The organism is Xanthobacter agilis, from assembly GCF_021730435.1.
GTDB classification, from domain to species: domain Bacteria; phylum Pseudomonadota; class Alphaproteobacteria; order Rhizobiales; family Xanthobacteraceae; genus Xanthobacter; species Xanthobacter agilis.
In genome coordinates, this window is the sequence record NZ_JABWGX010000007.1 from 1 (window position 1) to 26,550 (window position 26,550).

Consider the following 26,550-nt stretch of genomic DNA (forward strand, 5'->3'; position numbering starts at 1 on the left):
CCACCGGGAACGAGAAGCTGACACCGCCGGACATGCTGAATCCGCCGCCCGATCCATACTCGAAATTGCCCCAGCCGCTCATGCCGCCGCCGCCAAGACCACTCCCACCGCCCGAAGGCGCCGCATAACCGGGCACGTAGCCGCCAAGGTTCGGACCGGTGAAGGAGATATTCGCGAGGTCAGAGAACGAACCGTAGCCGAGCGCAGAATTTACGGCGTCCGGGGAGATGTAGGACTCAACGTTCGGCGCCGACCAGTCGATGCTACTCGTCACATCCCCACCCCAGGAGGATGTGAAGGTGAGCTGAGTGGCGCTACCTGTATCTGATATTGCATTTCCAAATTGGCTAAATGCTTCGGAATACAGGCGATCCATATAATGTGCTACGAAATCGCCCGTATCGATGTCACCTCCGGCCGACCCAAGACCCAGCCCCCCGAGAAGATGTAAGGCGCCTGAAACTGCACCGGTTGAAAATGACACCCCATCCACGGCGACGATGGCATCATACATGGAATGATCTTCACCATATTTCAGCATGTCATCAAAATACAGATCCCCACCATTCACCAACTGCATGCGATATATACTATAGGCCATAGCGTCGATGCTATGGCCCTCATCAAACGATTCACCCAACGCAGACTTGAATGAATATACGCCAATCGCGAACAAAGATGCACTACCGACGACGCCCATTATCGGGACAGGTAAAAATGCTGTCGGCGCGGATAACGCCATCGCTTTTAAGCCAAATTCCATCCGCCCCACGAGAGCATCCGGATCTTCTCCCGTATATACATACGCAACAGCGCCAGGAAAATAATTGCCCGCAGCCCGAGTAAACGCTGAAACAGGATCCGCGGTTGATGAAATATTAATTATATTTGATATATTATATTTACTTTTGTAAAAATTATCAGAATTAGCAAACGGAGCGTCAAACGCTACTGCTGAGAAGCGATCGAGAATATTTGGCGTAAATTGTTCATATTTGCTGTTAATCAATGACGCTGCGACGGCAGCCTCGACACCACCAAACGAATGACCGGTCATAGCCACGTTATGTCCCGCCGCTAGCAGTCGACTCGCTTCTTTGGCGACATAAGAAGCCACCCCATTGAAGCTCTCGATATGAGACTCCCGCGCCAATATCTTCTTATCCGTTAGTATTTGATTATAGAATAGATCGCTATTTGGATCCGTACCCCTAAATGCAAACACATATGTATCAGTTATTTTATTATAAAATAAAGATACATCTGAATCTTCAGTTCTGAATTTAAACGAACCAACGACATCATATGAACGTGGCGTATTTATATCCTGCCCCGTATACGCAGCTTGACTAATTCGAACCAAATCGTGAATAGATATCTTGCTTGGCATTTCCGGTACACCTGAGCGTTAGAATGAAAAAATAGACGCATACCCGTCCTGCGTTACGCACAGCACGCGTCCATTGGCGGAGACACTTGGCTTTCGCGGTTTCCTCCCCTCATATATGCGCCGCAACTCCTTCCCTGTGAACAGATCCCAAGCCGAAATTACACCATCTGAAAATTTACCATTTTTTGATATTAAATTACCTGTGGTAATTACGATATCAAGGTCCGGGTGAATGCAGATATCACCTATAAATATATCTTCAGAAGAACCAACGCCTCCGAACTTTGATACTATATTAGATTGAGTATCGTATACACAACATATAGGCCTATACTTTACCTCCATGGCGGAATCAAAAGTTGGTCCATTTCCGGAAAATAGAACAATAATATTATTAGACTTTACAGATGTAAGGCACTTCAGCGCCAACCTTCCTGTATCCGGGTACTTATGACCGCCGTCATTCGACACATCATTAATTTTAATTGTATTTATTTTTGCATCTCTTCCTATAAATTTCATCGAAATTGCAGTGTGTGTGAAAAATGAATTATTTTTTTCGTTTTCTATTAATTCTATAAATCGCCCTGATAATAATGATAAATATATCGACTCGGATGTCGCCATAAACACTCCGCCGCCAAATATAGCGCCATCGTCATATGTTTTGTTTAAAATGTCATAATTCAATTTTACATTTTCATCGCTATGTATATCATAAGCTATTATTTCATTCAAATTTACCTTACTATGCCTTAAGTTCTGGAAATAAAGCATATCACCATGAGGCGATATATGAGATCCTATTAAACTCAAATCCTCATCCGTGCCAATTTCATGCACAGAAATAATAGTTCTTTTTCTTGAATCAAATAATGTTGCCCTATTATTCGTCACAACGCAAAGAATAAGACCGTCCGAGGTCCAGCTAAATGACGTATTTGGAATGATATTAAACCGCATCAACGCATGACTTTCTCCTGACTCAACTTCGACAATAAATACAATTCCGGTAGAAGATCCAGCTATAACGATGTATTTCGCGTCAGGACTAATTGAGTAAATAGCTAGATTATCCGGTAATTTTATATCTTTGATTTTATTCATTATTGATCCATTCTCTTGAACTGGAGCGCACCCCATCAACGTACCTGAAAATACGGCGGAGGCCATGTAGCCTAATGCCATTCTCCTATCCATATTTTTCATGTTCATTTCATCATTCCAATTGCATTTGTTGAATGCGAAGCTCTTTTAGAGGAACAAGATTCTGCGCCTCATCTTTCCTTTCCCCCCTCGTGGGCATATCTAAGGAGGGGGGAGAGGAGGAAGTCGAGGATGCGGCGGCGGCCGGTCTTGATCTCGGCGGTCACGGACATGCCCGCCTCCAGGGGGCGGAAGCCCTGTTCGGTCTCAAGGCCCATCTCCCGCACCGAAAGACGGGCCACATAAGTGGGCTGGCGCGCCTGCCGGGCCGTCTCGTCGGCGGCGGCCTCGCCCGGGCGCGGCGCCGGCCCGCCCGTCACCGCGTCCCGGCTCACGCTCTCCACGACCCCATGCAGCAGGCCATAGCGGGTGTAGGTGAAGGCCTCCACTTTCACTTCCGCCTCCTGCCCCGCGTGCACGAACCCCACGTCCCGGTTCATCAGCTCCGCCTCGATCTCCAGCCGCCCGTCGCGGGGCACGATCACCATCAGTTGCTGCGCCGGCGTCACCACCCCGCCGATGGTGTGCACCGCCAATTGCTGCACGGTGCCGTCCACCGGAGCGGTCAGGGTCTGGTCAAGACGCCGCCGCGCCGCCTTCACCTTCTCCTCGCCGTGCTCCACCGCCTGCATCTGCGCCTTGGCGAGGTCCGACAACAGGCTCTTGCGATATTCGGAAGCCGCCTCCAGCCGCTGCTTCTCCAGCGCCCCGAGCGCCGCCGCCGCCTCCTCCGCCCGGTGCGCGTCCACCAGCAATTGCTGCTCCTGCTCCACCACCTTCTGCTGCGCGTCCAGATACAGCACTTTGGTGCCGAACCCTTTCGCCATCAAGGTCTCGCGCATGTCGCGCTGGTCTTTCAACAAGGGCAGCAGCGCCTCCCCCTTGGCGATTGTCGCCGCCATCGAACCGCGCTCCGCCTCCTTCTGCGCGATCTGCCGCTCAAGGGTGGACAGCCGCGCCTGATGCTCGGCCCGCTGCGCCTCCATCTGCCGCCGCGCGGTCTCCGCAAGCTCCCCCGCCACCCCCGGCGGCGGCGCGAACGCAGCCGGATCGTCCGCCAGCAGCGCCGCCAGCCGGGCGATGTCGAGCCGGTCCTGCGCCAGGTCATGGCCCAGCCGGCGGGCATCCGCGTCGCTCGCGGTCGGGTCGATCTCGATCAGAATGTCCCCGGCCTTGACCGCCATGCCGTCGCGCACGAGGATCGCCCGCACCACGCCGGTCTCCAGCGGCTGGATCATCTTGGTCCGCCCCGCCGGCACCACCCGCCCCTCGGCGGTGGCGATGATGTCGATGCTGCCGAACCAGCTCCAGGCGAGCGCGAGCAGCGAAAAGCCGACGATGCCGGCGCCGATGGCCCGCCCCACCGGCGAGGGCGGCGTTTCGATGATCTCCAGCGCCGCCGGCAGGAACTCCAGCTCCTGGCGGCCGCGTCGCGCCGCTTTCAGCGGCACCACGGGGGCGGAGGTCTCGCGCCCCATCATGCTTCTCCCGATTGCAGCTGGTGCAGGCTGGCATAGCGCCCGCCCGCGCGCACCAAGGCCTCGTGGTTGCCATCCTCCACCAGCCGGCCGCGCTCCAGGGTGAGGATGCGGTCGGCTTGGCGCACCGTGGACAGACGGTGGGCGATGATGATGACGGTGCGCCCGTTGGCGATGCGCGCCATGTTCTGCTGCACCGCCCGCTCGCTCTCATAATCGAGGGCGCTCGTCGCCTCGTCGAAGATCAGGATGCGCGGGTTGGTGACGAGCGCCCGCGCGATGGCGATGCGCTGGCGCTGGCCGCCGGAAAGCCCATTGCCGCGCTCGCCCACCGCCGTGTCATAGCCCTGCGGCAGCTCCAGGATGAAATCGTGCGCCCCGGCGAGCCGCGCCGCCTCCACCACCCGCTCCATCGACATGGTGGGGTCGGCCAGGGCGATGTTTTCCCGCACCGAGCGGTTGAACAGCACGTTCTCCTGCAGCACCACGCCAATCTGCCGCCGGAGCCAGGCCACATCCACCATGGCGAGGTCGACCCCGTCGATCAGCACCCGGCCGCCTTCGGGCACATAGAGCCGCTGCACCAATTTGGCGAGGGTGGACTTGCCCGAGCCGGACGGCCCCACGATGCCCACCACCTGCCCCGCCGCGATGTCCAGCGACAGGTCCGGAAGCACGATCTGGCCGCCGGTGCGATAGCGGAACGCCACATGATCGAACCGGATCGCCCCCCGGATCGCCGGCAACGCCGCCCGTCCCGGCGCATGGGAGGGCTCCGGCGCGGTGTTCAGGATGTCGCCGAGCCGGTCGATGGAAATCCGCGCCTGGTGGAAATCCTGCCACACCTGCGCCAGCCGCAGCACCGGCTGCGACACCCGCGAGGCCAGCATGTTGAAGGCCACCAGCTCGCCCACCGTGAGGCTGCCGTCGACGACCAGGCGGGCACCGAAATAGAGGGTGGCCGCCGTCACCAGCTTGGCCGTGAGCTGCACGCTCTGGCTCGCCCAATTGCCGAGGTTCTGCACCTTGAAGCTGGCGCTCACATAGGCCGCGAGCTGCTCCTCCCAGCGGCGCTGCATCTGCGGCTCCACCGCCATCGCCTTCAGCGTCTCGACCCCGGTGACGCTCTCCACCAGCAGCGCCTGATTCTCGGCGCCCTTGTTGAACTTGTCCTCCAGCCGGCGGCGAAACAGCGGCGTCACCCCAGCCGACACCCCGATATAAATGGGAAAGGACGCCAGAACGATGAAGGTCAGCGTCGCCGAATACATGAACATCACGGCGATGAAGACAAAAGCGAAGACCAGATCGACGACGAGGGTCAGTGCCGAGCCGGTCAGAAAGCTGCGGATGTTCTCCAACTCGCGCACGCGGGCCACCGAATCCCCCGCCCGCCGCGCCTCGAAATAGGCGATCGGCAGACCCATCAGGTGCCGGTAGAGCCGCGCGCCCAGCTCCACGTCGATCCGGTTGGTGGTGTGCGCGAAGACATGGGTGCGCAAGGCCCCGAGCAGCGCCTCGAACACCGAGACTACGACCAGTCCGACGACAAGGATGTCGAGCGTCGTCAGTCCCCGGTGCACCAGCACCTTGTCGATCACCACCTGGAAGAACAAAGGCGAAATCAGCGCCAGCACCTGGAGGAAGAGAGACGCCGCCAAGACTTCCCCGAGCAGGGCCCGATACTTGTGCATCGCCCGGATGAACCAGGAGATGTCAAATCGCCGTGCGAGATCGGAAAAGCGGGCGCGGCGTGTCAAAAGCAGCAGCCGACCGCTCCATTGCGCCTCGAACGCCTCCCGCGCCAATTGCAAGGGGCGCCCCGAAGCCGGATCGTGGATGAGCGCCGCATCATCGGAGACCTTGGCAAGGATGACAAAGGTGCCATCCTTTAACGCGGCGATCGCCGGCAAAGGCGTGCTGGAAAGCTTGCGCCAGCCGGACGACACCATACGGGCCTTGAGCCCGAACGCACGGGCGGACCGCAGCATGTCCGCGGTTCCGACCTGCGCAACGCCAAGTTGATGGCGCAGCTGGTCGGCTTCCGCCGCCACGCCGTGGAAACGCAACATGAGCACAAGCGCGCCAAGGCCGGAATCCAGCCTCACGCCCGCATCACCCTCGCCTGACATGTGTGACCGCCCTGACACAACACGAGGTCAGAGCTAACAGCGCCCCAGATGCACGACAAGGTTGTTTTCGCGTCGAGGAACATGCCGCTACGAAAGGTGTTGCAGCACCGCATCACCCACCCAGGCCTCGCATGTAAGGTCTCGACCGAACCTCGTCGGCGCAAAAAACAGCACGGGCGCGACCGCCCTACGGGTTTGCCCGTGTCAGCCGGAGAGCATTCCCCTCCTGGCTGTCGAGCTGCCGCTGCTGTCGCGATCTGCCCCATCCGAAAACACCCCGTCCAGCCACGTCTTTGCAGCCGTTGCACCGGGCTCCTACCCCCGACGGGCAATGTTGCGGACGCGCGTGCACCCTTGATGGGCGAAAGACCCGCAAGCTCGCGCTCCGCACCACGTCAAAGCTCAGAAGGAGGTAATATATTGACATTATCCAAATATCATGATACAATAAACAGCGCGCTTTTGCGCATAGACATGAACTGTAGGCGTCATCATGAAACACTCAGAAATCATATATTATGTTCTGTTTTCGATGAACTTGGCTGTAAAGGGGCAGGCGGGGCGTTTTTCTGCTTCTGAATCAGAAACAACATCGCTCGCCGTCGAGAAGTACGGCGCCTCGGTTGTCGGCTTCACCGCCGAGGACGATGCCGATCTCCTCGCGGCCATTCCTGCCGGCCGGTTCGGCGAGAACGACCGTCCCCTGCTCACGGCGATATCGGCGGCAACCGGGCCTTCTACGTTCCGGCGCTCGACTATGTGCAGGTCCCGCCGCCCCAGGCGTATTTCGAGCCGATCAATTGGCACCGCACCGCGCTGCACGAACTCGGTCACGCTACGGGCCATCCGTCCAGTCTGGGCCGCGACATGGCCGGCGGCTTCGGCTCCAAGAAATATGCGTTCGAGGAGCTCGTCGCCCAGATGACCGCCGCCTTCTGCTGCGCCTCGCTCGGCCATCGTGCCGACCGTCCGCCACGCCGACTATATCGGCTCGTGGCTGGAGGTGCTCCGCGAGGACAATCGCGCCATCGTCCGTGCCGCCAGCCGGGCGAGCAAGGCTGCCGACTGGTTACTCGGCTTCGTGCCCGCCGATAGCACCGAGGTTTCGGACGAGCCCTCGATTGACAGGAGGGCGGCATGATCCTCCTCACGCCCGAGCTGCGCGAGCAGCTTCTCGCCAATGGCCGCCAACGCGACGTCGACCATGTCCCCGTGGTGAAGTTCTTCAATCCGCTCGGCGAAGGCGTCTGGCTCGCTACCGAACTCGACGAGGACGGCGACCCCCTGTTCGGCCTGGCCGATCTCGGCGAGCCGGAGCTGGGCTCGTTCAGCCTCGCCGAGATGACAGCGGTGCGCCTACCGCTCGGCCTCGGCATTGAGCGCGACATCCTGTTCGAAGGCCTGTTTCCGATCTCGGTCTGGGCGGAGACCGCGCATCGGACCGGAAGCATCCGGGACGCTGAGCGCGTGTGACGTTGCCGCTCCTGGCTAATCCAGTTTGAAGTTTGTTCTGGCCGATTGCGAGGACCAGGACATGAAGCGCAGTCGCTTTTCGGAAGAGCAGATCATCGGCATCGTGAAGGAGCACGAGGCCGGGATTCCGGTCGCGGAGCTCTGCCGCAAGCACGGTGTCAGTGACGCCAGCATTTACAAGTGGAAGGCGCGTTTCGGCGGGATGGAGGTGTCGGAAGCCAAACGGCTGCGGGCGCTCGAGGACGAGAATGCCAAGCTGAAGCGCATGCTGGCCGATGCCATGCTCGACAATGTGGCGCTGAAGGGCCTCTTGGGAAAGAAGTGGTGACGCCCGCAGCCAAGCGGAAAGCCGTCGCCCATCTCGTGGGGCACCACGGGATGAGCGAACGGCGGGCGTGTAAAGCCACCGGCTTCTGCCGCATGAGCATGAGATACCAGGCGAAGCGGGTCGATGACGGCGCTCGCCCACGAGCGGCGCCGCTTTGGTTATCGGCGCCTGCACGTGCTGCTACGGCGGGAGGGCTTCACGGTCAACCACAAGCGCCTGTTCCGGCTTTATCGCGAGGAGCGCCTCAAGGTGCGGCGGCGAGGGGACCGTAAGCGGGCCATCGGGACGCGGGCGCCCATGACGATCCCGATGCGGCCGAACGAGCGCTGGTCGCTCGATTTCGTCTCAGACCAGTTCACCTGCGGCCGCCGCTTTCGCATCCTCACCGTCGTGGATGACTGCACCCGGGAATGCCTCACCCTGCTGGCGGATACATCGCTGTCCGGCGTGCGTGTCGTGCGGGAACTGGATCGTCTTGTGGCCGAGCGCGGCCGCCTTCGCCGCCACCTTCCACCCGCGACGGGATCTGACGCTGCGCCAAGCCAGAAGCGCCAAGCCAGAAGCTCCGCGCCAGATCCCGCCGCTCACCCGGCCGACAAGGCCAAATCCAACCGCCGGAGCAAACTCACCGCTGGATAAAACTTGGGGGCAACGTCAACAGGTTTCGACGAAGAGCAATCCAAACGGCTATTTCAATGCCGTGCTCACCGAGAAAGGATTGAAAAGGAACCTCGTCGTAACAGTCGGACACTTCTTGATGGCGCCGATTCCGGTCGATGCCTCCACCCTCGTGGCAACGAAACCCCGTCGTCTCTTGGCACCATTGGCCGGGCGGCTGCCGCTTCGACTTTTTCCGCCGCTACTGGACATTCAGTCCTTCCAAGTGGTGCAAACTTGGCATGCTGGGATTAAACACCTAGTCGTCGCCCGAAATTGGAGGCGGTGACGAAGTCGGTAAGATGGGTCTGGAATTGTTGGTGGTCGTCGTCTTGGAAGTGTTTGACGGTGGCGTCTTTGATGGCGCAGTTCATCCGCTCCACATGGCTGCTGGTCCAAGGATGCTTCACCTTGGCGAGGCGGGACTTGATGCTGTTTTCTGGCATCGGATGTCAAACCTGTCGGTCACGTCGCGTGCGGTCGGACCATCGGCGGAGCGCTACGGGTCCCATACAGCCCGCTACAATCGTTTCGTGCACTGGTGGGCGGCCGGGATCTGGGCCAAGCTGCCGCAATCCGTCGCGGCCGCCTCAGGCGGCGGCATTGTGATGATCGACAGTTCCTATGTTCGCGTGCACTAACACGGCGTCGCAATCAAAAAAGGTGGTGACGATCGTTGCATGGGACGCTCCCGGGGCGGGGCCATCAAGTTCCGCGCCCTGGTGGATGTCGAAGGACGTCGCGTCCGCTTCAAGCTGACCGCCGATGGGTGGCCTCGCCACGTACCGCCCACATTGCACGACAATTTTTGGCAAAGATCCGATCGGGCTTTAAAGTTTCCGATTGATCTGACGGAGGGATCGGAGCCTTGCATGAGACCAAGTGTCGTCGCCGCCTTGATGCAAGGCCCGGGCGAGCACTTGTTCGACGCGTAAGAGCCGGCTTGAGAACTCCTGCGTCCTTGTCGTCGGCGTTCTGCTGTCAGGTCGAGCTGGATCGCGATCAACTGGTCCGCGTCGTCGTGAGGATCGCGCGGATCGGATCGCGACCTTGGTGTCTTGCCCTCGACCGCACCCGTAGGAGGTTCGAGCGACGCGACGTCGATATCCTGATGCCACCGCGCGCGGTGACATCGCATGGACACGATGTGTTTACCATTTCGTCGCCATCGCCGTAATTTCGCCGTCTTTGCCCGTCTTTCTGGCCGAGCGTGCCGATGTTTGGCGACTGCGTCGCGCGCGGTCTGATGCCGATGTGCTTCGCTGCCGTTGGCCGGACCTAACCAGAATGGCGATAACGGGGGCAAGCCGCGGATGAGCAACGGGCGAGCGTCGAGCGATCTGGAGAAAGTCCCCGGACGGGAAGTCGACATTCGTTGCATTGCCTCTTCGTGGCGCGGTCTGGCCTTGACTGCGGGTAGCGTGTTGATCGGTCTTTCGATGGCCGGGTGCAGCGCCGTCGACAGCAAGCTTGATCCCACCTATGGCGTTGAAGTCAGCCCCCGCGTGGTTGCGGCTGGCCAGCCGGTTCCCAAGGGGGGCGGCCGGTACAAGGTCGGTAAGCCCTATCAGGTGGCCGGCCAAACCTATGTGCCCGCCGAAGACCCCAATTATGTCGCCGAGGGTACCGCCTCTTGGTATGGGCGTGATTTCCATGGGCGCATGACGGCGAACGGAGAGGTATTCGACATGGCGTCGATCTCCGTTGCACATCGCACGCTGCCCATGCCCTCTTATGTGCGCGTGACCAATCTCGCCAACAACCGCTCGATCATCGCCCGCGTGAATAACCGCGGACCGTATGCGCGGGGCCGGTTGGTGGACGTCTCCTACAAAACCGCCGAGCTTCTCGGCTTCGCGAAGTTCGGCGTTGCCCGCGTTCGGGTTGAATATGTCGGGCGCGCGCCGTTGGACGGCTCCGATGATACCAAGCTGGCGATGACGCTGCAGCAGGATGGTACGCCGGCGCGTGCGCCGGCGGAGTCCGGCGTCATGGTGGCATCCGCGAAGCCCTTCATCCCGGAGGTTCCGGAGGCCGTTCCCTCGAGCGTTGCCGAGGCGCCCTTGCCGCTTAGCCGGCCCTATGATCTGGGAGCGGGCGGCGAAACTGAGGTTGCATCCGCAGAGGATGAGGGGCCTGTGCAGGCCGCCGCTCAACCCGCGCCCTCGAAGCCAAAGACGGCATCGAACGCCAGCAAGCCGGTGGCGGCGAAGCCTGCGTCCAAGCCGGCTCAGACTCACGTCGCAGAGTCGACGACCCAGGTGCGTTCGCCGTCCGCGGTGGCCGCGACGGTGCCTCAGCCGCGCCCGGTGAGCGTCGCGACCAACGGTTGGTCAACCGGTCCCGCGCCGGTGAGTGGGTTGGGATTCGCGGGTGTTTCCCGCAACGGCAACTGACTGGCCCATCCCCTTTGGCCGCATGGACCTGAAACAGGCCGGCCGACAGTAACGCCGATCTGCATCAAGGTAATGGCGTCGCTTGCGTGCCGCGGTCCGCGGGTGAGGGCTGCGTGGACGCTGGGGAACTGCCTGAAGGGGGCGGACGGGCTGTTGTGTGCCTGATCCGGGGGCGTGCAGTGGTGTCAGGCGGCGCCGGACGGCGCGATCGGGTCTTGGCGTCCGATTCCGTCTTGGCTAATACGCACAAGCTTTTTCGCCCGCGGATTGGTGGGCGCACCCCCTGAGCGCCTCGCTCAAGCCACATGGGGCGGGAAGCTGTGGTCTTCCTGCGCGTGGCAGCCTCCCGCTGCCGCCTTTTCCGCTGAAGCCGGGCCGGTCTGCAACGACAGCTGCGGGAAAGCTGTGCTAGGTAGGCGGCGCGTCGCGGGTTGCGGGCCGGCGGCGGATCTCCTTGATCCGTCCCATCCTGTCGCGCCAGCCCGGCCGCATGTGCGACGACTGCTTGAAATAAATGACGCCACCACCCAGAAACGCTCCTCCTGATGTTCCAAATGCCAGTTTGTCCGGCATCCCCCTCAGCTCTCGGCGCAGGCCTTGTCATGGGCACGAATAGGGGTGGTCCGGCCGGCACGCGAGCGCCTGAATGCAGCAGCGAACCGTCGCCGGGAAGAGAGTGGATCTGATGCGTTTCCTGATCACCGGCACTGCGGGATTCATCGGCTTTCATCTGGCAAAGCGGCTGCTGGAGGCCGGACACGATGTCGTCGGCTTCGACGGCATGACGCCCTATTACGACGTTCGCTTGAAGGCGGCGCGCCATGCCATCCTGGCGCGGTTTCCGTCCTTCCAGCCGGTTGAGGGGCGGCTTGAGGATGCCGCTGCCCTCGGGCAGGCGGCGGAATTGGCGCGGCCTGATGTCATTGTGCACCTGGCGGCCCAGGCGGGGGTCCGCTACAGCCTGGAAAATCCGAAGGCCTATGTGGACGCCAATCTGGTCGGTACCTGGAATGTGCTGGAAGTGGCGAAGCGCTGGCAGGTGCAGCATCTGCTAAGCGCGTCCAGCAGCTCCGTCTACGGGGCCGCCGAAACCGTCCCGTTTGGCGAGGTCGATAAGACAGACGAGCCGCTCACCCTCTATGCCGCGACCAAGAAAGCGGGCGAGGTGATGGCGCATAGCTACGCCCATCTCTGGAAGATCCCCACAACTGCCTTTCGATTTTTCACCGTCTACGGCCCATGGGGCCGGCCGGACATGGCGCTTTTCAAGTTCGTCGCAGCTATTCTGAAAGAGGAGCCCATCGAGATCTATGGGCAGGGGCAGATGCGGCGCGACTTTACCTATATCGACGATCTTGTCGAGGCGGTGGTGCGCCTGCTCCCGGTTGCCCCCCAGGAGGCAAATCGCGTGACGGGCCCGCACGTGGTCGACTCGCTTTCGCGGGAAGGGCCGTTTCGCGTCGTGAACATCGGGGGCGGCCAGCCGGTCGGGCTTTTGCCGTTCATCGATACGGTCGAGGCGGCGCTGGGGCGTCCGGCCATTCGCAAGATGCTGCCGATGCAGAAGGGCGATGTGCCCCAGACCTACGCCTCGCCGGCGCTGCTGGAGGCCCTGACAGGTTATAGTCCCCGGACACGGGTGGAAGACGGCGTCAAAGCCTTCGTTGCGTGGTATCGCGAGTATTATGGCGTGTGATGGGTGGCGTCACATAAGCAATGGTATATCTCACGGGCGCAGCGGGTGGTGACGGGCGCGGGGGAGGGCTGTCACCGAGCCGCCGGGATGCTCTGTCGGCGACACAAGAATAGGGGATGACGTACATTTTGTTCCGCCGGCCTGATGACGCCGCGACGCATCCCGTGTGGGTATCAATGTGCCTGCCGGGGCGACCCTTGGCGCACCGAGGCCGCGCGGCGGCATGAAGGCGCCTCTTGGCGATCGTCTGGAACGCCTTGTCGCCAGCCATGTCCATCTGGCGGGGCCTTGGCCCCTCATCACCTTTCGTAGCTATGTGCTCGCTGGGCGCCACATCATCTGGAGGGCGCGCCAGCATCGCAAGGGGCTTGATCGCCGGGCCCGCGCCCTGGAGGCGGTGCCCACCCCCTTTTGGCAGATCCGGGCCTACAACTGGTCCATGGGCCTCATCTTCGCCATCGGCTCGTTTCTGTTCATGCTCGGAAGCGCGTTGGCTCTGATTCCGGCTGGGGCATGGTCGCCGCCGGAACAGGTCGTCAACCTGGTCTTCTTCGCCGGTTCGCTGCCGTTCACCTGCGCCGGTTACATGCAGCATTTCCAGGCGGCCAATGCGGGCGGTTTCGCCATCGACCCGGCCTGCGCGCCACGACACCGGATCGCGTTCATCGGCTGGCACCCGCGCAGCATCGGCTGGCTGAGCACATTTACCCAGTTCCTCGGTACGATCGCCTTTAATATCAATACGTTTGACACGCTTCTCGCCCCCCCGTGGCTGGTCTGCCCAGAACCTTGATATCTGGGGGCCGGACATGGTCGGTTCGCTGCTGTTCCTTGTGTCCGGCTATCTTGCCTTCGTCGAGACCAGTCGCAGGTATTGGATCTGGAGGCCGAAATCGCTGGCGTGGCAGATTGTTTTTGCCAATCTCATAGGCTGCGTCGCGTTCATGATTGCGGCCGTCCTTGCCTATGTGCCGGACGGTGCCGAAGCGTGGTGGATCCCGGTTCTCGCCAACATCCAACTATTTGCCGGCGCACTCGGATTCTTGATCGGCTCGGTGCTTGCCATGCGGGAGAGCGGATCGGCCGCCGCCGGATGACGCGTTCGAGGGCGGACAAACCTCCCTAAGGGCGCGCGTCTTGGCGCAAACTTCAAATCACGGATGTGTGTCGCAACGTAAATGACAGCCTTGTGATGCGCAAATTGCGGGGTAACGGCCAAAATTGCAATAATTGATTGCAGGAAAATCCTCCGACTTTCACTTCTTCATAATTTTCCTGACAAGAAAAGCGGGTAAAAATAGAGTTCACGAATGAGGCATCAACCGCATTCTCACAAACACATGAATTTCTAGAACTTGACCGTGACGCCGAGCTGAGTTCCTTTCCGCATGGCGGCGAAAAAGGAGCCAGAATGACGACAACATCAATCACTTGGGCGTGGGGCACAAAGGCGACCCTCGACTTTGATCCCGCGACGGATACGCTCGACTTCGGCTGGATGGGGGCGGATAATTTCACCATTACCGAAGTGGACGGATCGGTGGTGATTTCGATTCCGTCCAACGATCAGACCTACACCTTGAGCGGCGTATCGCTCTCCGAACTGTCCTTGTCGAACATCACGGCCAAGGATAGCTCGGCCGTGACCGAATGGACCGAGGCCCTGTCGGGGTCCGGTGGCACCTCTTCAGGCGGCAGCTCTTCGGGCGGCTCCAGCTCGGGAACCGGTTCATCCGGCGGCACGTCTTCGGGCGGTACATCATCGGGCGGCAGCAGCTCCGGCACCACCACCATCACGTGGTCGTGGGGCACGGATACAGTGCTCAACTTCAACCCGGAGACCGACAAGCTCGATTTCGGCTGGTTCTCGTCCGACAACTTCACCATCACCGAGAGCGATGGTTCGGTGGTCATTTCCATCCCCTCGAACGACCAGACCTACACGCTCACCGGCGTGACCCTGGACGAGCTGACCATCGACAATATCGTCGCCAATGACAGCTCGGCCCTGGCGGAGTGGCAGGCGGCGCTTGCGGGTTCGGGTGGCTCCGGCAACTCGGGTGGCTCCGGTGACAATGGGGGCACCGGCGGTGATTCGGGCAACACGGGTGGCGACACGGGCAACACCGGTGGTGGCAACAGCGGCTCCGATACGACCGCGGACTATGCCGATTCCTGGGCCTCGACCAGCGTGTATGTGGCCGGCGACCAGGTGAGCGTCGGCAACGCCGTCTACGAAGCCAACTGGTGGACCCAGGGCGACGATCCGTCCACCCACAGCGGCGCGGAGGGCAGCGGCAATGTGTGGAGCTTCGTGGGCTACATGGACACCACCCCGGTGGTTCCGGATGCGCCCGATGACCTTGCCGCCACGGGCGTTCAGGACACTTCGCTGACCCTGCGCTGGGATGCGGCCGAGGTGGATGGCGTCGGCACGGTCTCGGGTTACGAGATCTACCAGGATGGCGAGTTGATCGGCACCACCTCCAGCACCTACTTCAAGGTGTCGGATCTCGACGCGGCGACCTCCTATTCGTTCACGGTGGTGGCCATCGACGAGGCCGGGTCGTCCACGCCCTCCGACGCGCTGACGGTGACCACCGATGAGGCGGGAACGTCGTCGGGCACGGACAAGAGCTTCTCGCCCTATGTGGACATGTCGCTCACCACCAGCCAGGACCTGGTGAACATGGTGTCGGATGCGGGCCTTGAGTCCGTGACCCTCGCCTTCGTGCTGTCATCGGGCACGGACACCATCGGTTGGGGCGGGACCGGGAGCATCGACAACGACGCCTTGTCGAACGGCACCACGATCTCCTCCATCGTGGACGAACTGCACTCCATGGGCGTGGACGTCACCATCTCCTTTGGTGGCGCCAACGGCCAGGAGGCCGCGCAGACCTTCTCCAGCGCGGAAGCGCTCGAGACGGCCTACCAGTCGGTGATCGACAAGTACGGGGTCACGCATCTCGATTTCGACATCGAGGGCGCGTCGATCGCCAACGACTCGGCCAACGACATGCGCAACGAGGCCCTGGCGGCGCTGCAGCAGACGAACCCCGATCTCGAGGTGTCGTTCACCCTGCCGGTGCTCACCGACGGCCTCACCCAGGACGGCATCGACCTCCTGAAGTCGGCCATGGACGCGGGCGTGGAGATTTCCACGGTCAACATCATGGCCATGGACTACGGCGCCTATTACGACAGCGGCGACATGGGCACCGATGCCATCGCGGCGTCGGAAGCCACCATCGCGCAGCTTGAGGCGATCGGGCTTGATGCCGATATCGTCATCACGCCGATGATCGGCATCAACGACGTGACCTCCGAGGTGTTCACCCTGGAGGACGCGCAGCAACTCGTGGACTATGTGGAGTCCAGCGACAATGTCGCCGGCATTTCCATGTGGTCGCTGGGCCGCGACAATGGCGACACCGTGGGAACCGTCTCGCCGGTCGGCAGCGGCGTGACCCAGGACGACTACGACTTCAGCAAGATCTTCGCTACGGTCTGAAGATCTTCTCACATGTGGGGAAGCGGCCGGCCTTGCGCCGGCCGCTTTTCTTTTGCCCGGCGCACGATCGCCGCCCCCGCCCTTTATCAGGCAAGACTCCGCCCTGACCGGCATGGGCGAAATCCTCCGGCTATGGCAGTCCTGTGTGTCATGGTCGGCGCGGCGTATGCGCGCGTCGGACGAAAAGCCGAATTCAGGCCCTCAAGAGCAAATGCCCGGCACGTGGCCGGGCATCGCGATAGGTTCGTCGTCGGTCCGAGCGCGCAACCTTCACCGCTCGGTGAGGGCGTGGCTCATGGCGTCGGTGAAAGGCCGGACCAGATAGCTGAGCACCGAGCGCTCGCCGGTGCTGAACACCACTTCGGCGTTCATGCCCGGGCGAAGGCGGGTCTTCAGCTCCTGCGGAATGTCGGTGTCGGCCACCGCAACACGGGCCAGGAAGAACGGCTCGTGGGTAGTCTCGTCCATCAGGCGGTCGCGGGAAACCGATTGCAGGTGGCCCAGAACCAGGGGCGTGGAGCGGGCGTGGAAGGCCGGGAACTTCACCTCCACCTCATTGTCTTTCGCCAGCCGGTCGATGTCCTGCACCGCGACCTGGGCATCCACCACCAAAGGCTCGTGAGTGGGCACGATCTCCAGCATGGTGTCGCCGGGCCGCACCACCGCGCCCACCGTGTAGATGCGCGGGTTGATGTTCTGCACCGTGCCGGCGCGCGGGGCGCGAATCTCGATGCGGTCCAGCACGCTCCGTGCCACCCGCACCCGTTCGCGCAGGTCGGAGAGCTTCTGCCGTACATCGAGAAGCTGCTCGCCGGCGTCCTGCACCCGCTGCTGGCGCACCTGCGCGATCTGCATTTTCACCTCGCTGATGGAGCCCCGCGCCTTGGCTGCGTCGGCGATGTTGCGTCCCACTAGGCCGTCGAGCCGTGCCTTCTCGCGTTCGAGCTGGGAAATGCGCGACTTGTTCACGAGCCCCTTGCGCTCCAGCTCGCGCACGGCACCAAGCTCGTCCTCGACGAAGGCGAGCTGCTGTTGAGCCGAACGGCGCTCCTGGTTGAGGCCCTCGATCTCGGTGCCGAACTGCGCCACGCGGCCTTCGAGAATCTCGATCTGGCTGTCGAAATTGGCGCGCCCGTCCCGGAACTGGGTGATCTGGTCGATCATGGCGCGCAGCACGGCCGGTCGGTCGGTCTGCTCCGACAGCTCCGGCGGAAAGCTGACCTCGGTCGCGCCGTCGCGCTCGGCGAGCAGGCGCGCCTCCATGGCGAGCCCCGCGCCGAGCTGGGCCAGGGCCGCGTCGTAATTGGCCTTGGACATGGTGTCGGCAAGGCGGAACAGCACCTGGTCCTTGGCCACGTCGTCGCCTTCCCTCACCAGGATCTCGCCGATGATGCCGCCTTCAAGATGCTGCACCACCTGGCGCATGCTCTCCACCGCGACCACGCCCGGCGCGATGACGGCGCTGCCCACGCTGCTCAGGGAGGCCCAGCCGCCGAGCCCGAGAAAGGTGAAGGCGATGAGCCCATAGCCGGCGCGGGCGAACACCCGATAGTCGCCAGTGGCCGGCGGCGCTGCCCCCGGCGGGAGCGGCTCCTCGGGTTTGGCCGAGATCGCGAGGGTGTCGCGCACCCAGCGCCACGCCGCGGCGAGCGTCGTGCTCTCCCTCAGGCGGCGCTCCAGGGAGACCAGCACGGCGCTGCTGCGCGCCCGCTGCACGGCATCACCCAGGGCGGCGCGGGTCTTCTGTCCATAATCCAGGATCGACATGGCTCACGCCTCCTTCTGCGCGACGGCCGGCAGCGCCGCGGGCGCGCCATGGGGCCAGTTGGCCGGCGTGCCGCCGACGCCGCGCGCGGCGGCCAGCTTCGGGGTGAGGGCCACCCGCTGGCGCACCGGCGGCGGACCGCCGGCGCTCGCCAGCTTGGCGAGGGTCTGCTCGCGCGGGCCGAAGGCCTGCAGCACGCCGTCCTTGATGCCCAGGATGAAATCGCACTGGCCGAGCCCGGCCGGGCGATGGCTGATGATGATGACGGTCCGGCGCGCCGCCTTGAGCTGGCGCAGGGCCTCGGTGAGCGCCATCTCGCCGGGCGGGTCCAGGCTGGCGTTGGGTTCGTCGAGCACCACCAGCGCCGGCATGCCGTACACCGCGCGGGCAAGGCCGATGCGCTGGCGCTGGCCGCCGGACAAAGCGACGCCGCCCTCGCCGATCTGGGTGTTGTAGCCCTGCGGCAGGCGCTGGATCATCTCGTAGACGCCGGCGACGCGGGCCGCGCCCACCACCCCGGCGTCGTCGGGCGCCCCGAAGCGGGCGATGTTCTCGGCGACCGTGCCGGAGAACAATTCCACGTCCTGGGGCAGATAGCCCACCTGCCGGCCGAGCTGGTCCTCGTCCCAATGGGCGAGTTCCGAGCCGTCGAGGCGGATGGAGCCGGCCACCGCCGGCCACACCCCCACCAGCACCCGCGCCAGGGACGACTTGCCCGCCGCCGTGGGGCCGACGATGCCCAGCGAGCTGCCCGCCGGCAGCTTGAACGACAGATTGCGGATCACCGGCACGTCGCGCCCCGGCGCCCGGATGAACAGGGTCTCGGCCGTGATCTCGCCGCGGGCGTCGGGCAGGCGCAGGCGCGCCTCCGGGGCCGGGGCGGCCCGCAGCAGGAACTGCACGCGGTTGAAGGCGGTACGCATCTGCACCACCGATTTCCAATTGGTCACCGCCTGCTCGATGGGCTGGATGCAGCGACCGAGCAGGATGGAGCCGGCGATCATCATGCCCGGCGAAATCTCCCGCTCGATGGCGAGATAGGCCCCAAGGCCCAGAACCACGCTCTGCACCAGGGCGCGGTTGAACTTGGTGAGCGCGACCAGCACCGCGCCGCGGTCTCCCGCCTGTCCCTGCCAGCCGAGCGCATCGTCATGCACCTTGCGCCAGCGCCGGCGCAAAGGCTGGGCCATGCCCATGGCCTTGAGCACCTCCGCGTTGCGGAAGGTGGCGGTGGCCGCCGCCGTCGCGACGATGCTGGCGCGGCTGGCCTGCTCCAGCGCGCGACGGGTGGCGCGGTTGTTGAGCACGGCGATGATGCCGGAAAACAGGCAGCTCACCACCGCGAGCACCCCGTAGAGGGGGTGGAGAGCGGTCGCGCACACGATGTAGATGGGCACCCACGGCACGTCGCACAGGGAGACCACGCCGGCGCCGCCGAAGAAGTCGCGCACGGTTTCCAGGTCGCGCAAGGGCTGCGCCTGCCCCGAGCCGGGGCCGCGCGCCGCAAGGCGGAGCACCGCGTCGAACACCGGGCCGTTCACGGCCTCGTCGAAGGCGACGCCGGCCCGTGCCAGCACCCGCGCCCGCAACCCTTCCAGGGCCGCCCAGATCGCATAAAGAAAGGCGGCGATGACCGTCAGCACCACCAGCGTTTCAAGGTTGCGGCTCGCCAGGACGCGGTCGTAGACCTGCATCATGTAGAGCGGGCCGTTGAGGCCCAGGATATTGATGAAGAAGCTGAACACCACCACCGTCACGAAGGCCGGGCGGACGGTGTTCAGTCCCGCATCGAGTGCGGTTGGCGCAAAAGCTTGCTGTGGCGCCCGCCCGGTTCCGGGTGGAGTGCTCATGTCTCATCCTCAATGACGACCCTGGTGCCCCCGGATCGAGACGGGGAGAGGCTGCCTGTTCCCGCCCGTGGTGGAGCACCTAAGCTCCACAGAAACGCGACCTCAACCATGGAGACGGTATCTTCCCACAGGAGGGGAGGTTTCAAGTCACGAGATGCGGCGCAGTGGACACAGAAACGCGATGTCGGCTTAGGGTTTTCTCGCCAGTGAACCACTTTACCAGGGTCGATGCCGGCGCTCCCGATCCAGAATTGCGTCATGCGAAAATGCGCGCCAACGCTCCGGCAGCCTTCGTGCATGGTGTGCTTATATATTTTCATGCCTGTGTCGTATTCATAACTAAGGACACCTGCGGCCATGGAGCAGGTTGTCTCCCATCGAGATTGCCTTATTCTGCCGTGAGGTAATGACCCACCGGAGGATCGAGGCCCGGTTCGGAGGTCAGCGGACCGGTACGAGGCATGAGCGCCGTGGAACGCGGCGCGTCCCGTGAGGCGTTCCCGGCTTCGTCGTATGGCGGCGCGGGGGAACTGTTCTCCGTCAATGCCGCCACCGCGATCCATGGGCATGATGTCTCGACGCGTTATTGAGAGGATGCCGCGCATGTACCCTCGCTCGCAGGACACCGTCCAGGCCGCCGAAAATCCAGGCTCCGACGATCCCGAGAGCGAGGTGGCGAGGGAGGCGCGCGGCGCCGACGACATCCGGGTGCTGGAAACCGACGGCGCCCTCGCCGGCCTCTCTCCATCGGCGTTCGACTTTCCCTCGGGCCATGCCGCCTTGGTGCTGGCCTATGTCTCGCCCCACCTCGATTTCGGCGCCGTGGCCAAGCGGATCAAGGCTCTGGCCGGGCGGGCTCCGGTGGTGGCGATATCGACCGCCGGCGAATTGTGCACCAGCTCGGATGGGCCGCTCTACCGCCCCACCGGCGCGCGCTGGACCACCTTGACGCTCCAGATCTTCCCGCCGGATCTTATTGCCGCCGCCGATATTCACACGGTGCCCCTGCACAATGAGGACATTCGCGCCGGGGCGCCGGCTCTGGCGCGGACGGAGCGGCTGGCGCGGATCGTTCAGTCGCTCGGCCTGGTGCATCCGGTGTTTCCGATCCATGCGCGTGATGTTTTCGCCCTCACGTTCGTGGACGGGCTTTCGGCCAGCGAGAATTATTTCACCGAGGCAGTCTACCAGTCCGGGCGCTTTCCGTGCCTGTTCATCGGCGGTTCCGCCGGCGGCACCCTGGATTTTCGTGCCACGCGCATCTTCAACGGTGGCGACGTGGTGGAGAACCACGCCGTGGTCGTGTTCGTGAAGATGGCAGCAGGCCGACGCTACGGGGTTTTCAAGAGCCAGAATTTCAAGACGACCGGAACGGCCTTTCTGATCGCCGATGCCGATCCGGATCGGCGGGAGGTGTTCGCGGTGCGCAGCGCCGATGGCGGCGCGGTGGTGCCCTTCGTCGCGGCGCTGGCCGAGGCCCTGGGCGTGAAGGCCGATGCGGTCTCACAAGCCCTTGAGGGGCGTACCTTCGGCATCCAGATCGCCGGTGAGTTGTTTGTACGCTCGATGGCCGAGCTCAATCCGCAGGCGGGCAGCGCCACCTTCTTCTGCGACGTGAATCCCGGCGACGCATTGTTGCTGCTGGAGGCGACCGATTTCACCGCGCAGACCAGACGTGATCTTCAGGCTTTCCTCAAGGATAAACCGCGGCCGCTTGGCGCTATTCTCAATGATTGCATTCTTCGCCGGCTGAACAATGCGCAAGCCCTGGCGGATGCCGCCGCGCTGTGGCCGTTCCCGGCGGCTGGATTTTCCACATTTGGTGAGCTGTTCGGTATCAATGTCAACCAGACATTGAGTGCAATCATGTTTTTTGATGCCAGTTCTGGCGATTATAGAGACGATTTCATTGAGTCATTTCCCGTTCATTATGCGCGTTATCAGAATTATTTCACCACCTGTGCCCTTCAGCGCGCCGAGATGCTGAATGGGTTCCGCTCCCAGATCATCGAGCGCCTTGCCGGACAGATGGATTTCATTCGCGACATCGAAGCGGCGGTGGAGCGCACGGGTGAGATGCGGGAGGTGACGCAGGGCCTGCGGGCGACGCTGCTCACCGTGTCCGGCCGTGGCTCGGAAGACCAGGACGTCGGGCTGGGGGCGGATGCCGAGGCCCTGTCCCACCAATTCACGTCGCTGGCAAGCTCCACACAGGTGCTGCGGGAAGTGCTGCTCATCATTGATGGTATTACGGGCCAGACAAATCTGCTCGCCCTCAACGCCACCATCGAAGCCGCGCGCGCCGGTGCCGCGGGACGCGGCTTCGCCGTGGTCGCCTCGGAAGTAAAAAAGCTTGCCGGCGATACCAAATCGACCCTCGCTCGCACCCGCGCGGCGATCGATGAGATGGAGCAGGAACTAGCCCGGCTCGGCACGACCATTGAGGCGACCCACGCCCATTTTGGAATGGCGCAAGCCCGATATCGGGAGGTCATTGATCAGTTGGAGCGCCTCTTCGACGCGTCCGGCCCCATCGGTCGCACCCTGGACGATCTGGCCACCGCCGCATCCTCTCAGCGCGGTGCCATGGCGGAGATCGACGGCCAGATGGAGCGGCTGCGGCAGCTCGAATGAAGGAGATGCGTCCCGCCGCCACCCATGCCCGTCACTCCGCCCCTTGGTGAGAGCCGACGCGGGGCGGTCGTGACGCCAAGGCGCGCGCCCCAAGGTCGATCGCCTGCGACCATGGCCGTGGCGGGTGCTTTATCGCCCCTGAACGCGCCGCTGGTCGCGTCATTCCGCGCCGGCCATCACGGACCCCCACACCGCATGTCCGGGCCATGCGCGAGCGCACCCGTTCGCGACCGGCCGCACGCTTGACACCTGGATGTCGGGTCAGGCCCCGTATGTGTGCGTGGATGCAGGCCTGGCGCGGGCCGAGGACCGGGGCCGTGGCATCATAGGGAAAATTTGCGGTGCCCCTCGGCGAGATTGGCCGCGAAGCGTCGCAGAAGCCACACGCTCTGCTCGAACTCGTCCAAGGTGGACCAGAGCGCCTGCCGGTGCTGGGCGGAGAGATCCGGGGCCCGGTCTATGAAATCCTGCCTCAACTTCCGCAGAACATCGGCCCGATCGGAGGTTAGCGCCGCCACGAGCTGGAGCGAGGTTTCGTCGAAGGCATCGAGCTCATCGACGATCGCCCGCAGCATGGCGTGGCCCGACACTTCGAGGTTTGCGATCAAGGGCAGCAGGTCCGGCACCTTGGCGAGCCCCGACAGACCCTTGGCGAAGGTGGCGAGGGAGCCGTGGAGCCCGCGCAGCATCTGGTTGCGGTTCCACAGCAGCAGCAGCAACTCTTGTTCCTTCTGCCGGCCGGGGTGTTGCAAGGCTTTCGCCAGGAAGGCGTCGATGGCGGTGGCGAGCTGCTCGCCCCCCTCCCGCAGCGTGGCTGACGACACGCGCGTGGCGAGCCGCGCCACCTCATCCGTTTCCGGCGCCGGCTCCACGTTCGTGCAGATCCCATCCAGGAAGTGCGGGAGGCGGTGCACCAATCGCCCCTGCTCCTGCGCCACGAGAGTGGCCGCGACCATGGGCTGGCTGTCGGCTCCGGCGGTGATGAAGACGGGGGCGGCGAGGGTTTCCGCGGTGGTCGCCGGGCTCCAGCGTTCCAGCAGGGTGAAGAGCGGACCGTTGACCGTGGAGGCGATGAGGGCCGACACGATCTGGAACAGCCAGTGCATCGCCGTCACCTGCAACGCGGCGTCTGCGGTGAGCCCGGTGATGAAGGCGCGGATGAGCGGCACGCCGGTGTAATGTTCGATGGTCAAGGCCGGCAGTACCACGGCCACGCCGATCAGCTTCAGCACGAGCTGATAGAGATTGAGCTGGCGCGCCGTGCCGGTAAGGCCCGCGCCCTGAGTGATGGCCATGATTCCTGTGCCGAGATTGGCGCCGACCACGATCAGGAAGGTCTGGTCGATATCCAGCACGCCGCCGGCGGCGAGGGCCACCGCGATCACCGACACTGTCTGCCCCTGAATGACGGAAGCCAGGACGGTGCCGGCGATGAAACCCCAGAAATAGAACCGGTCGGCGAAGCCGAGCACGGTCCGCAGCGCCTCCGAATCCCGCAGCGGGACCGCCGCCTGCACCATGATCTGCACGCCATAGAGCAGCAGGAACAACCCCAGCATGGCGGCGACGAGATTGCGGTATCGCGCGTCGCGGTCGTAGCCCAGGAGAAAGGCGAAGCCGATGACGGCGATGCCCGACATGATGACGAGATCGATGTCGAACGAGGCCAGCAGCAGGCGCAGGGTGGAGCCGGCATAGGACCAGGTGACGATCGGCATGGCGCTGCGCACCGTCGCGGCGCCGGCGCTGACGAGGCTGATGACGATGAACGTGACCGCATTGGTGCTCTGGATGATGGCGCCGGCGGCAACGCCCACCATCGCCGCCTTGAGCGGATGACCCGTCGCGCGGGCGACCAGCTTGTGAAAGCCCGGGCCGGCCACCTGCTTCATGTTCGCGGTCAGGAATTGTGTTCCGATGAAGATAAAGCCAAGCCCCGCCAGCAATCCCACGACGATCGACATTCAACACGCTCCGCAACGCAGTCCAGCGCCGAAAATGCCCCATCGCGACCAGCCGGGAGAGTCCTTTTTGGCGGCATCGCCGCGACACGAGGCCACCCGACGCGGCACCTGATTCCGTTATGGGGGAGCCCGCGCCTGCGAGCTGGCCAAGAAAAATCAGCCGTGGTCATGCTGTGTCCATGGGATGATGATTCCTGATCCTTGGGGATCGAGCCCTCGTGGACGTCGTCTTGTACGCCGCCTCGGGCTTCCTTGCGCGCGGCGGCGGCGGGGATGGCGCGACACGTTCGGGGAAGAGGAGCAAGCCGTGGGCAGGACTGTTGCGGATCAGATGGTTGAAACCCTTGCGGCGGCCGGCGTCGAACGCATTTACGGCATCGTGGGCGACAGCCTGAACGGCATCACCGACGCCATGCGGCGACAGGGCAAGATCGCGTGGCTACATGTGCGGCACGAGGAAGTGGCCGCCTTCGCCGCCGGTGCCGAGGCCCATCTCACCGGAGGGCTGGCGGTGTGCGCCGGCAGTTGCGGCCCCGGCAACCTGCACCTCATCAACGGCCTGTTTGATTGCCATCGCTCCCGCGTGCCGGTGGTGGCCATCGCGGCGCACATTCCCTCGCCCGAGATCGGTTCGGGCTATTTCCAGGAAACCCACCCCGAGCAGTTGTTTCGCGAGTGCAGCCACTATTGCGAGCTGGTGTCCCACCCCAGCCAGCTCCCGCGTGTGCTGGAAACCGCCATCCGCGCGGCGGTGGGCAAGAGGGGTGTCGCGGTGGTGGTCATTCCGGGCGATGTCGCCTTGCAGGCCGCGAGCGCGGCGCCGGCGCCGAAGCCCGCCGGTCTACTGCCGGCCGCGCCCGTCACCACGCCGGCGCCGGACACGCTTTCGAACCTCGCTGAACTGTTGAATGGCGGTGCGCGCGTCACCCTGTTCTGTGGCTCCGGCTGCGCCGGGGCCCATGACGAACTGGTGGCGGTGGCCGGGCGCCTGAAGGCGCCGGTGGTGCACGCCCTGCGCGGCAAGGAGCATGTGGAATGGGACAATCCCCATGATGTGGGCATGACAGGGCTCATCGGCTTCTCATCCGGCTATTTCGCCATGATGGATTGCGATGTGCTGCTGCTGCTGGGCACCGATTTCCCCTATCGCCAGTTCTATCCGGAGGGCGAAAAGGTGCGCATCGCCCAAGTGGATCTGCGGCCCGAGCAGATCGGCCGGCGGGCTCCGGTGGATCTGGGCGTGGTGGGCGATGTGCGCGCCACCCTGCAGGCCCTGCTGCCGCTGCTGACGGAGAAGACAGACGACAGGCATCTCACCCAGGCGCGCAATCATTATGTGAAGGCCCGCAAGGAGCTGGACGATCTCGCCACCACAACGCCCGGCTCCGGCCTCATTCACCCGCAGCAGGTCGCCAAGGCCCTCAGCGACCACGCGGCGGATGATGCGGTCTTCATCTGCGACGTGGGGCTGCCGACGGTGTGGGCGGCACGCTATCTCGCCATGAACGGGCGGCGGCGGCTCATCGGCTCCTTCAACCATGGCTCCATGGCCAATGCCATGGCGCAGGCCATCGGGGCGCAGGCCGCGTTTCCAGGACGGCAGGTCATCTCCATGTCGGGCGATGGCGGGTTCGCCATGCTCATGGGTGATCTTCTCAGCCTGTCCCAGCTTAAGGTTCCCGCCAAGATCGTCGTGTTCAACAACGGTTCGCTGGGGTTTGTGGAGCTGGAGCAGAAGTCCACGGGCTTCGTGAATACCGGCACGGATCTGCAAAATCCAAATTTCGCCGCCATGGCTAACGCCATCGGCGTGCACGGCATCCGGCTTGAAGATCCGCGCGATGTGGAGCGCGGCATTGCCGATGCCTTGGCGCACGACGGGCCGGTGCTGGTGGATGCGGTGGTCAACCGTACCGAGCTGGCCATGCCCCCCGCCGTGACCCTGGAAATGGCCAAGGGGTTCACCCTGTATATGATGAAGGCGGTGATGAGCGGACGCGGCGGCGACATCATCGATCTCGCGCGCAGCAATCTGTGGCGGTGAGCGCGGCGGCCGGCCATCCGCCG

General features: G+C 63.3%; 17 protein-coding genes and 4 pseudogenes. 12 read left to right on the forward strand and 9 right to left on the reverse strand.

Translation table 11 applies throughout. The features are described 5' to 3' along the window. From HUW53_RS21785 to HUW53_RS06545, 5 genes are all read right to left on the reverse strand, one after another. Nucleotides 1–1,390: lipase family protein (locus HUW53_RS21785; protein ID WP_419836123.1), on the reverse strand; the 1,390-nt coding region annotated here is incomplete at its 3' end. 18 nt (nucleotides 1,391–1,408) lie between these two features. Continuing rightward, a complete protein-coding gene (locus tag HUW53_RS06530) occupies nucleotides 1,409–2,599 on the reverse strand; it encodes a hypothetical protein (protein ID WP_237344953.1) in 1,191 nt (396 codons plus the stop codon). Between the two features lie 68 nt (nucleotides 2,600–2,667). After that, nucleotides 2,668–4,077, reverse strand: coding sequence for an HlyD family type I secretion periplasmic adaptor subunit (locus HUW53_RS06535; RefSeq protein WP_237344954.1), 1,410 nt, complete (start codon nucleotides 4,075–4,077; stop codon nucleotides 2,668–2,670). Next, nucleotides 4,074–6,206: a type I secretion system permease/ATPase gene (locus HUW53_RS06540; RefSeq protein WP_237344955.1), complete on the reverse strand. Its 2,133-nt coding sequence runs from the start codon at nucleotides 6,204–6,206 to the stop codon at nucleotides 4,074–4,076. Before HUW53_RS06540 ends, HUW53_RS06535 begins: the two co-directional genes overlap by 4 nt. Before the next feature lie 516 nt (nucleotides 6,207–6,722). After that, on the reverse strand, nucleotides 6,723–7,040 hold the full coding sequence (locus tag HUW53_RS06545; protein WP_237344956.1) for a hypothetical protein: 318 nt from the start codon (nucleotides 7,038–7,040) through the stop codon (nucleotides 6,723–6,725). Here HUW53_RS06545 and HUW53_RS06550 point away from each other — a divergent pair. The 3 genes and pseudogenes from HUW53_RS06550 to HUW53_RS06560 form a co-directional block, all read left to right on the forward strand. Then, nucleotides 6,924–7,347, forward strand: a pseudogene (locus HUW53_RS06550) (zincin-like metallopeptidase domain-containing protein); the annotation flags it as partial. The gene HUW53_RS06545 and the pseudogene HUW53_RS06550 overlap by 117 nt on opposite strands. Further along, a complete protein-coding gene (locus HUW53_RS06555; protein WP_237344957.1) occupies nucleotides 7,344–7,679 on the forward strand; it encodes a DUF2958 domain-containing protein in 336 nt (111 codons plus the stop codon). The pseudogene HUW53_RS06550 and the gene HUW53_RS06555, both read left to right, overlap by 4 nt. 61 nt (nucleotides 7,680–7,740) lie before the next feature. Further along, nucleotides 7,741–8,502 (forward strand): annotated as a pseudogene (locus tag HUW53_RS06560) (IS3 family transposase); the annotation flags it as partial. A 422-nt stretch (nucleotides 8,503–8,924) separates the two neighbouring features. On the opposite strand, the pseudogene HUW53_RS06565 reads toward HUW53_RS06560, so the two are convergent. Beyond that, a pseudogene (locus tag HUW53_RS06565) lies at nucleotides 8,925–9,095 on the reverse strand (IS481 family transposase); the annotation flags it as partial. A gap of 63 nt (nucleotides 9,096–9,158) precedes the next feature. Between HUW53_RS06565 and HUW53_RS06570 the strand changes: the two are divergent. The 6 genes and pseudogenes from HUW53_RS06570 to HUW53_RS06595 form a co-directional block, all read left to right on the forward strand. After that, nucleotides 9,159–9,428: pseudogene (locus HUW53_RS06570) on the forward strand (transposase family protein); the annotation flags it as partial. Nucleotides 9,429–9,977: 549 nt separating this feature from the next. Further along, a complete protein-coding gene (locus HUW53_RS06575) occupies nucleotides 9,978–11,060 on the forward strand; it encodes a septal ring lytic transglycosylase RlpA family protein (protein WP_370877785.1) in 1,083 nt (360 codons plus the stop codon). 685 nt (nucleotides 11,061–11,745) lie between these two features. Next, the gene (locus HUW53_RS06580; protein WP_237344958.1) at nucleotides 11,746–12,756 is read left to right on the forward strand and encodes an NAD-dependent epimerase/dehydratase family protein; all 1,011 of its coding nucleotides are present in this window, start codon (nucleotides 11,746–11,748) and stop codon (nucleotides 12,754–12,756) included. Between the two features lie 178 nt (nucleotides 12,757–12,934). Continuing rightward, entirely contained in the window at nucleotides 12,935–13,549 is a 615-nt protein-coding gene (locus tag HUW53_RS06585; protein WP_237344959.1) for a hypothetical protein, read from the forward strand. A 16-nt stretch (nucleotides 13,550–13,565) separates the two neighbouring features. After that, nucleotides 13,566–13,853, forward strand: coding sequence for a hypothetical protein (locus tag HUW53_RS06590; protein WP_237344960.1), 288 nt, complete (start codon nucleotides 13,566–13,568; stop codon nucleotides 13,851–13,853). Nucleotides 13,854–14,167: 314 nt separating this feature from the next. Continuing rightward, nucleotides 14,168–16,270, forward strand: a complete 2,103-nt coding sequence (locus tag HUW53_RS06595; protein WP_237344961.1) for a fibronectin type III domain-containing protein — start codon at nucleotides 14,168–14,170, stop codon at nucleotides 16,268–16,270. Between the two features lie 270 nt (nucleotides 16,271–16,540). On the opposite strand, the gene HUW53_RS06600 is transcribed toward HUW53_RS06595, so the two are convergent. Then, nucleotides 16,541–18,037, reverse strand: a complete 1,497-nt coding sequence (locus tag HUW53_RS06600; protein WP_237344962.1) for an HlyD family type I secretion periplasmic adaptor subunit — start codon at nucleotides 18,035–18,037, stop codon at nucleotides 16,541–16,543. 3 nt (nucleotides 18,038–18,040) lie between these two features. Continuing rightward, the gene (locus HUW53_RS06605; RefSeq protein WP_237344963.1) at nucleotides 18,041–19,885 is read right to left on the reverse strand and encodes a type I secretion system permease/ATPase; all 1,845 of its coding nucleotides are present in this window, start codon (nucleotides 19,883–19,885) and stop codon (nucleotides 18,041–18,043) included. Nucleotides 19,886–20,346: 461 nt separating this feature from the next. Between HUW53_RS06605 and HUW53_RS21790 the strand changes: the two genes are divergently transcribed. Continuing rightward, nucleotides 20,347–20,475, forward strand: a complete 129-nt coding sequence (locus HUW53_RS21790; RefSeq protein ID WP_272903899.1) for a hypothetical protein — start codon at nucleotides 20,347–20,349, stop codon at nucleotides 20,473–20,475. 13 nt (nucleotides 20,476–20,488) lie between these two features. Continuing rightward, entirely contained in the window at nucleotides 20,489–22,519 is a 2,031-nt protein-coding gene (locus HUW53_RS06610; protein WP_237344964.1) for a methyl-accepting chemotaxis protein, read from the forward strand. Nucleotides 22,520–22,842: 323 nt separating this feature from the next. Here HUW53_RS06610 and HUW53_RS06615 read toward each other — a convergent pair whose 3' ends face one another. Next, the gene (locus HUW53_RS06615) at nucleotides 22,843–24,483 is read right to left on the reverse strand and encodes a Na/Pi symporter (protein WP_237344965.1); all 1,641 of its coding nucleotides are present in this window, start codon (nucleotides 24,481–24,483) and stop codon (nucleotides 22,843–22,845) included. 307 nt (nucleotides 24,484–24,790) lie between these two features. Here HUW53_RS06615 and poxB point away from each other — a divergent pair, with 307 nt between their 5' ends. After that, the gene (gene poxB / locus HUW53_RS06620; protein WP_307499933.1) at nucleotides 24,791–26,527 is read left to right on the forward strand and encodes a ubiquinone-dependent pyruvate dehydrogenase; all 1,737 of its coding nucleotides are present in this window, start codon (nucleotides 24,791–24,793) and stop codon (nucleotides 26,525–26,527) included. The last annotated feature ends 23 nt before the right edge of the window (nucleotides 26,528–26,550 follow it).

Excerpts from the sequence above, each read along its gene's own strand:
- HUW53_RS06555 (WP_237344957.1), top strand. The coding sequence starts at position 7,344 with ATGATCCTCCTCACGCCCGAGCTGCGCGAGCAGCTTCTCGCCAATGGC.
- HUW53_RS06580 (WP_237344958.1), top strand. The coding sequence starts at position 11,746 with ATGCGTTTCCTGATCACCGGCACTGCGGGATTCATCGGCTTTCATCTG.
- HUW53_RS06590 (WP_237344960.1), top strand. The coding sequence starts at position 13,566 with ATGGTCGGTTCGCTGCTGTTCCTTGTGTCCGGCTATCTTGCCTTCGTC.
- HUW53_RS21790 (WP_272903899.1), top strand. The coding sequence starts at position 20,347 with ATGAGCGCCGTGGAACGCGGCGCGTCCCGTGAGGCGTTCCCGGCTTCG.
- HUW53_RS06615 (WP_237344965.1), bottom strand. The coding sequence starts at position 24,483 with ATGTCGATCGTCGTGGGATTGCTGGCGGGGCTTGGCTTTATCTTCATC.
- HUW53_RS06575 (WP_370877785.1), top strand. The coding sequence starts at position 9,978 with ATGAGCAACGGGCGAGCGTCGAGCGATCTGGAGAAAGTCCCCGGACGG.
- HUW53_RS06605 (WP_237344963.1), bottom strand. The coding sequence starts at position 19,885 with ATGAGCACTCCACCCGGAACCGGGCGGGCGCCACAGCAAGCTTTTGCG.
- HUW53_RS06600 (WP_237344962.1), bottom strand. The coding sequence starts at position 18,037 with ATGTCGATCCTGGATTATGGACAGAAGACCCGCGCCGCCCTGGGTGAT.
- HUW53_RS06595 (WP_237344961.1), top strand. The coding sequence starts at position 14,168 with ATGACGACAACATCAATCACTTGGGCGTGGGGCACAAAGGCGACCCTC.
- HUW53_RS06535 (WP_237344954.1), bottom strand. The coding sequence starts at position 4,077 with ATGATGGGGCGCGAGACCTCCGCCCCCGTGGTGCCGCTGAAAGCGGCG.
- HUW53_RS06540 (WP_237344955.1), bottom strand. The coding sequence starts at position 6,206 with ATGTCAGGCGAGGGTGATGCGGGCGTGAGGCTGGATTCCGGCCTTGGC.
- HUW53_RS06530 (WP_237344953.1), bottom strand. The coding sequence starts at position 2,599 with ATGAAAAATATGGATAGGAGAATGGCATTAGGCTACATGGCCTCCGCC.
- HUW53_RS06610 (WP_237344964.1), top strand. The coding sequence starts at position 20,489 with ATGTACCCTCGCTCGCAGGACACCGTCCAGGCCGCCGAAAATCCAGGC.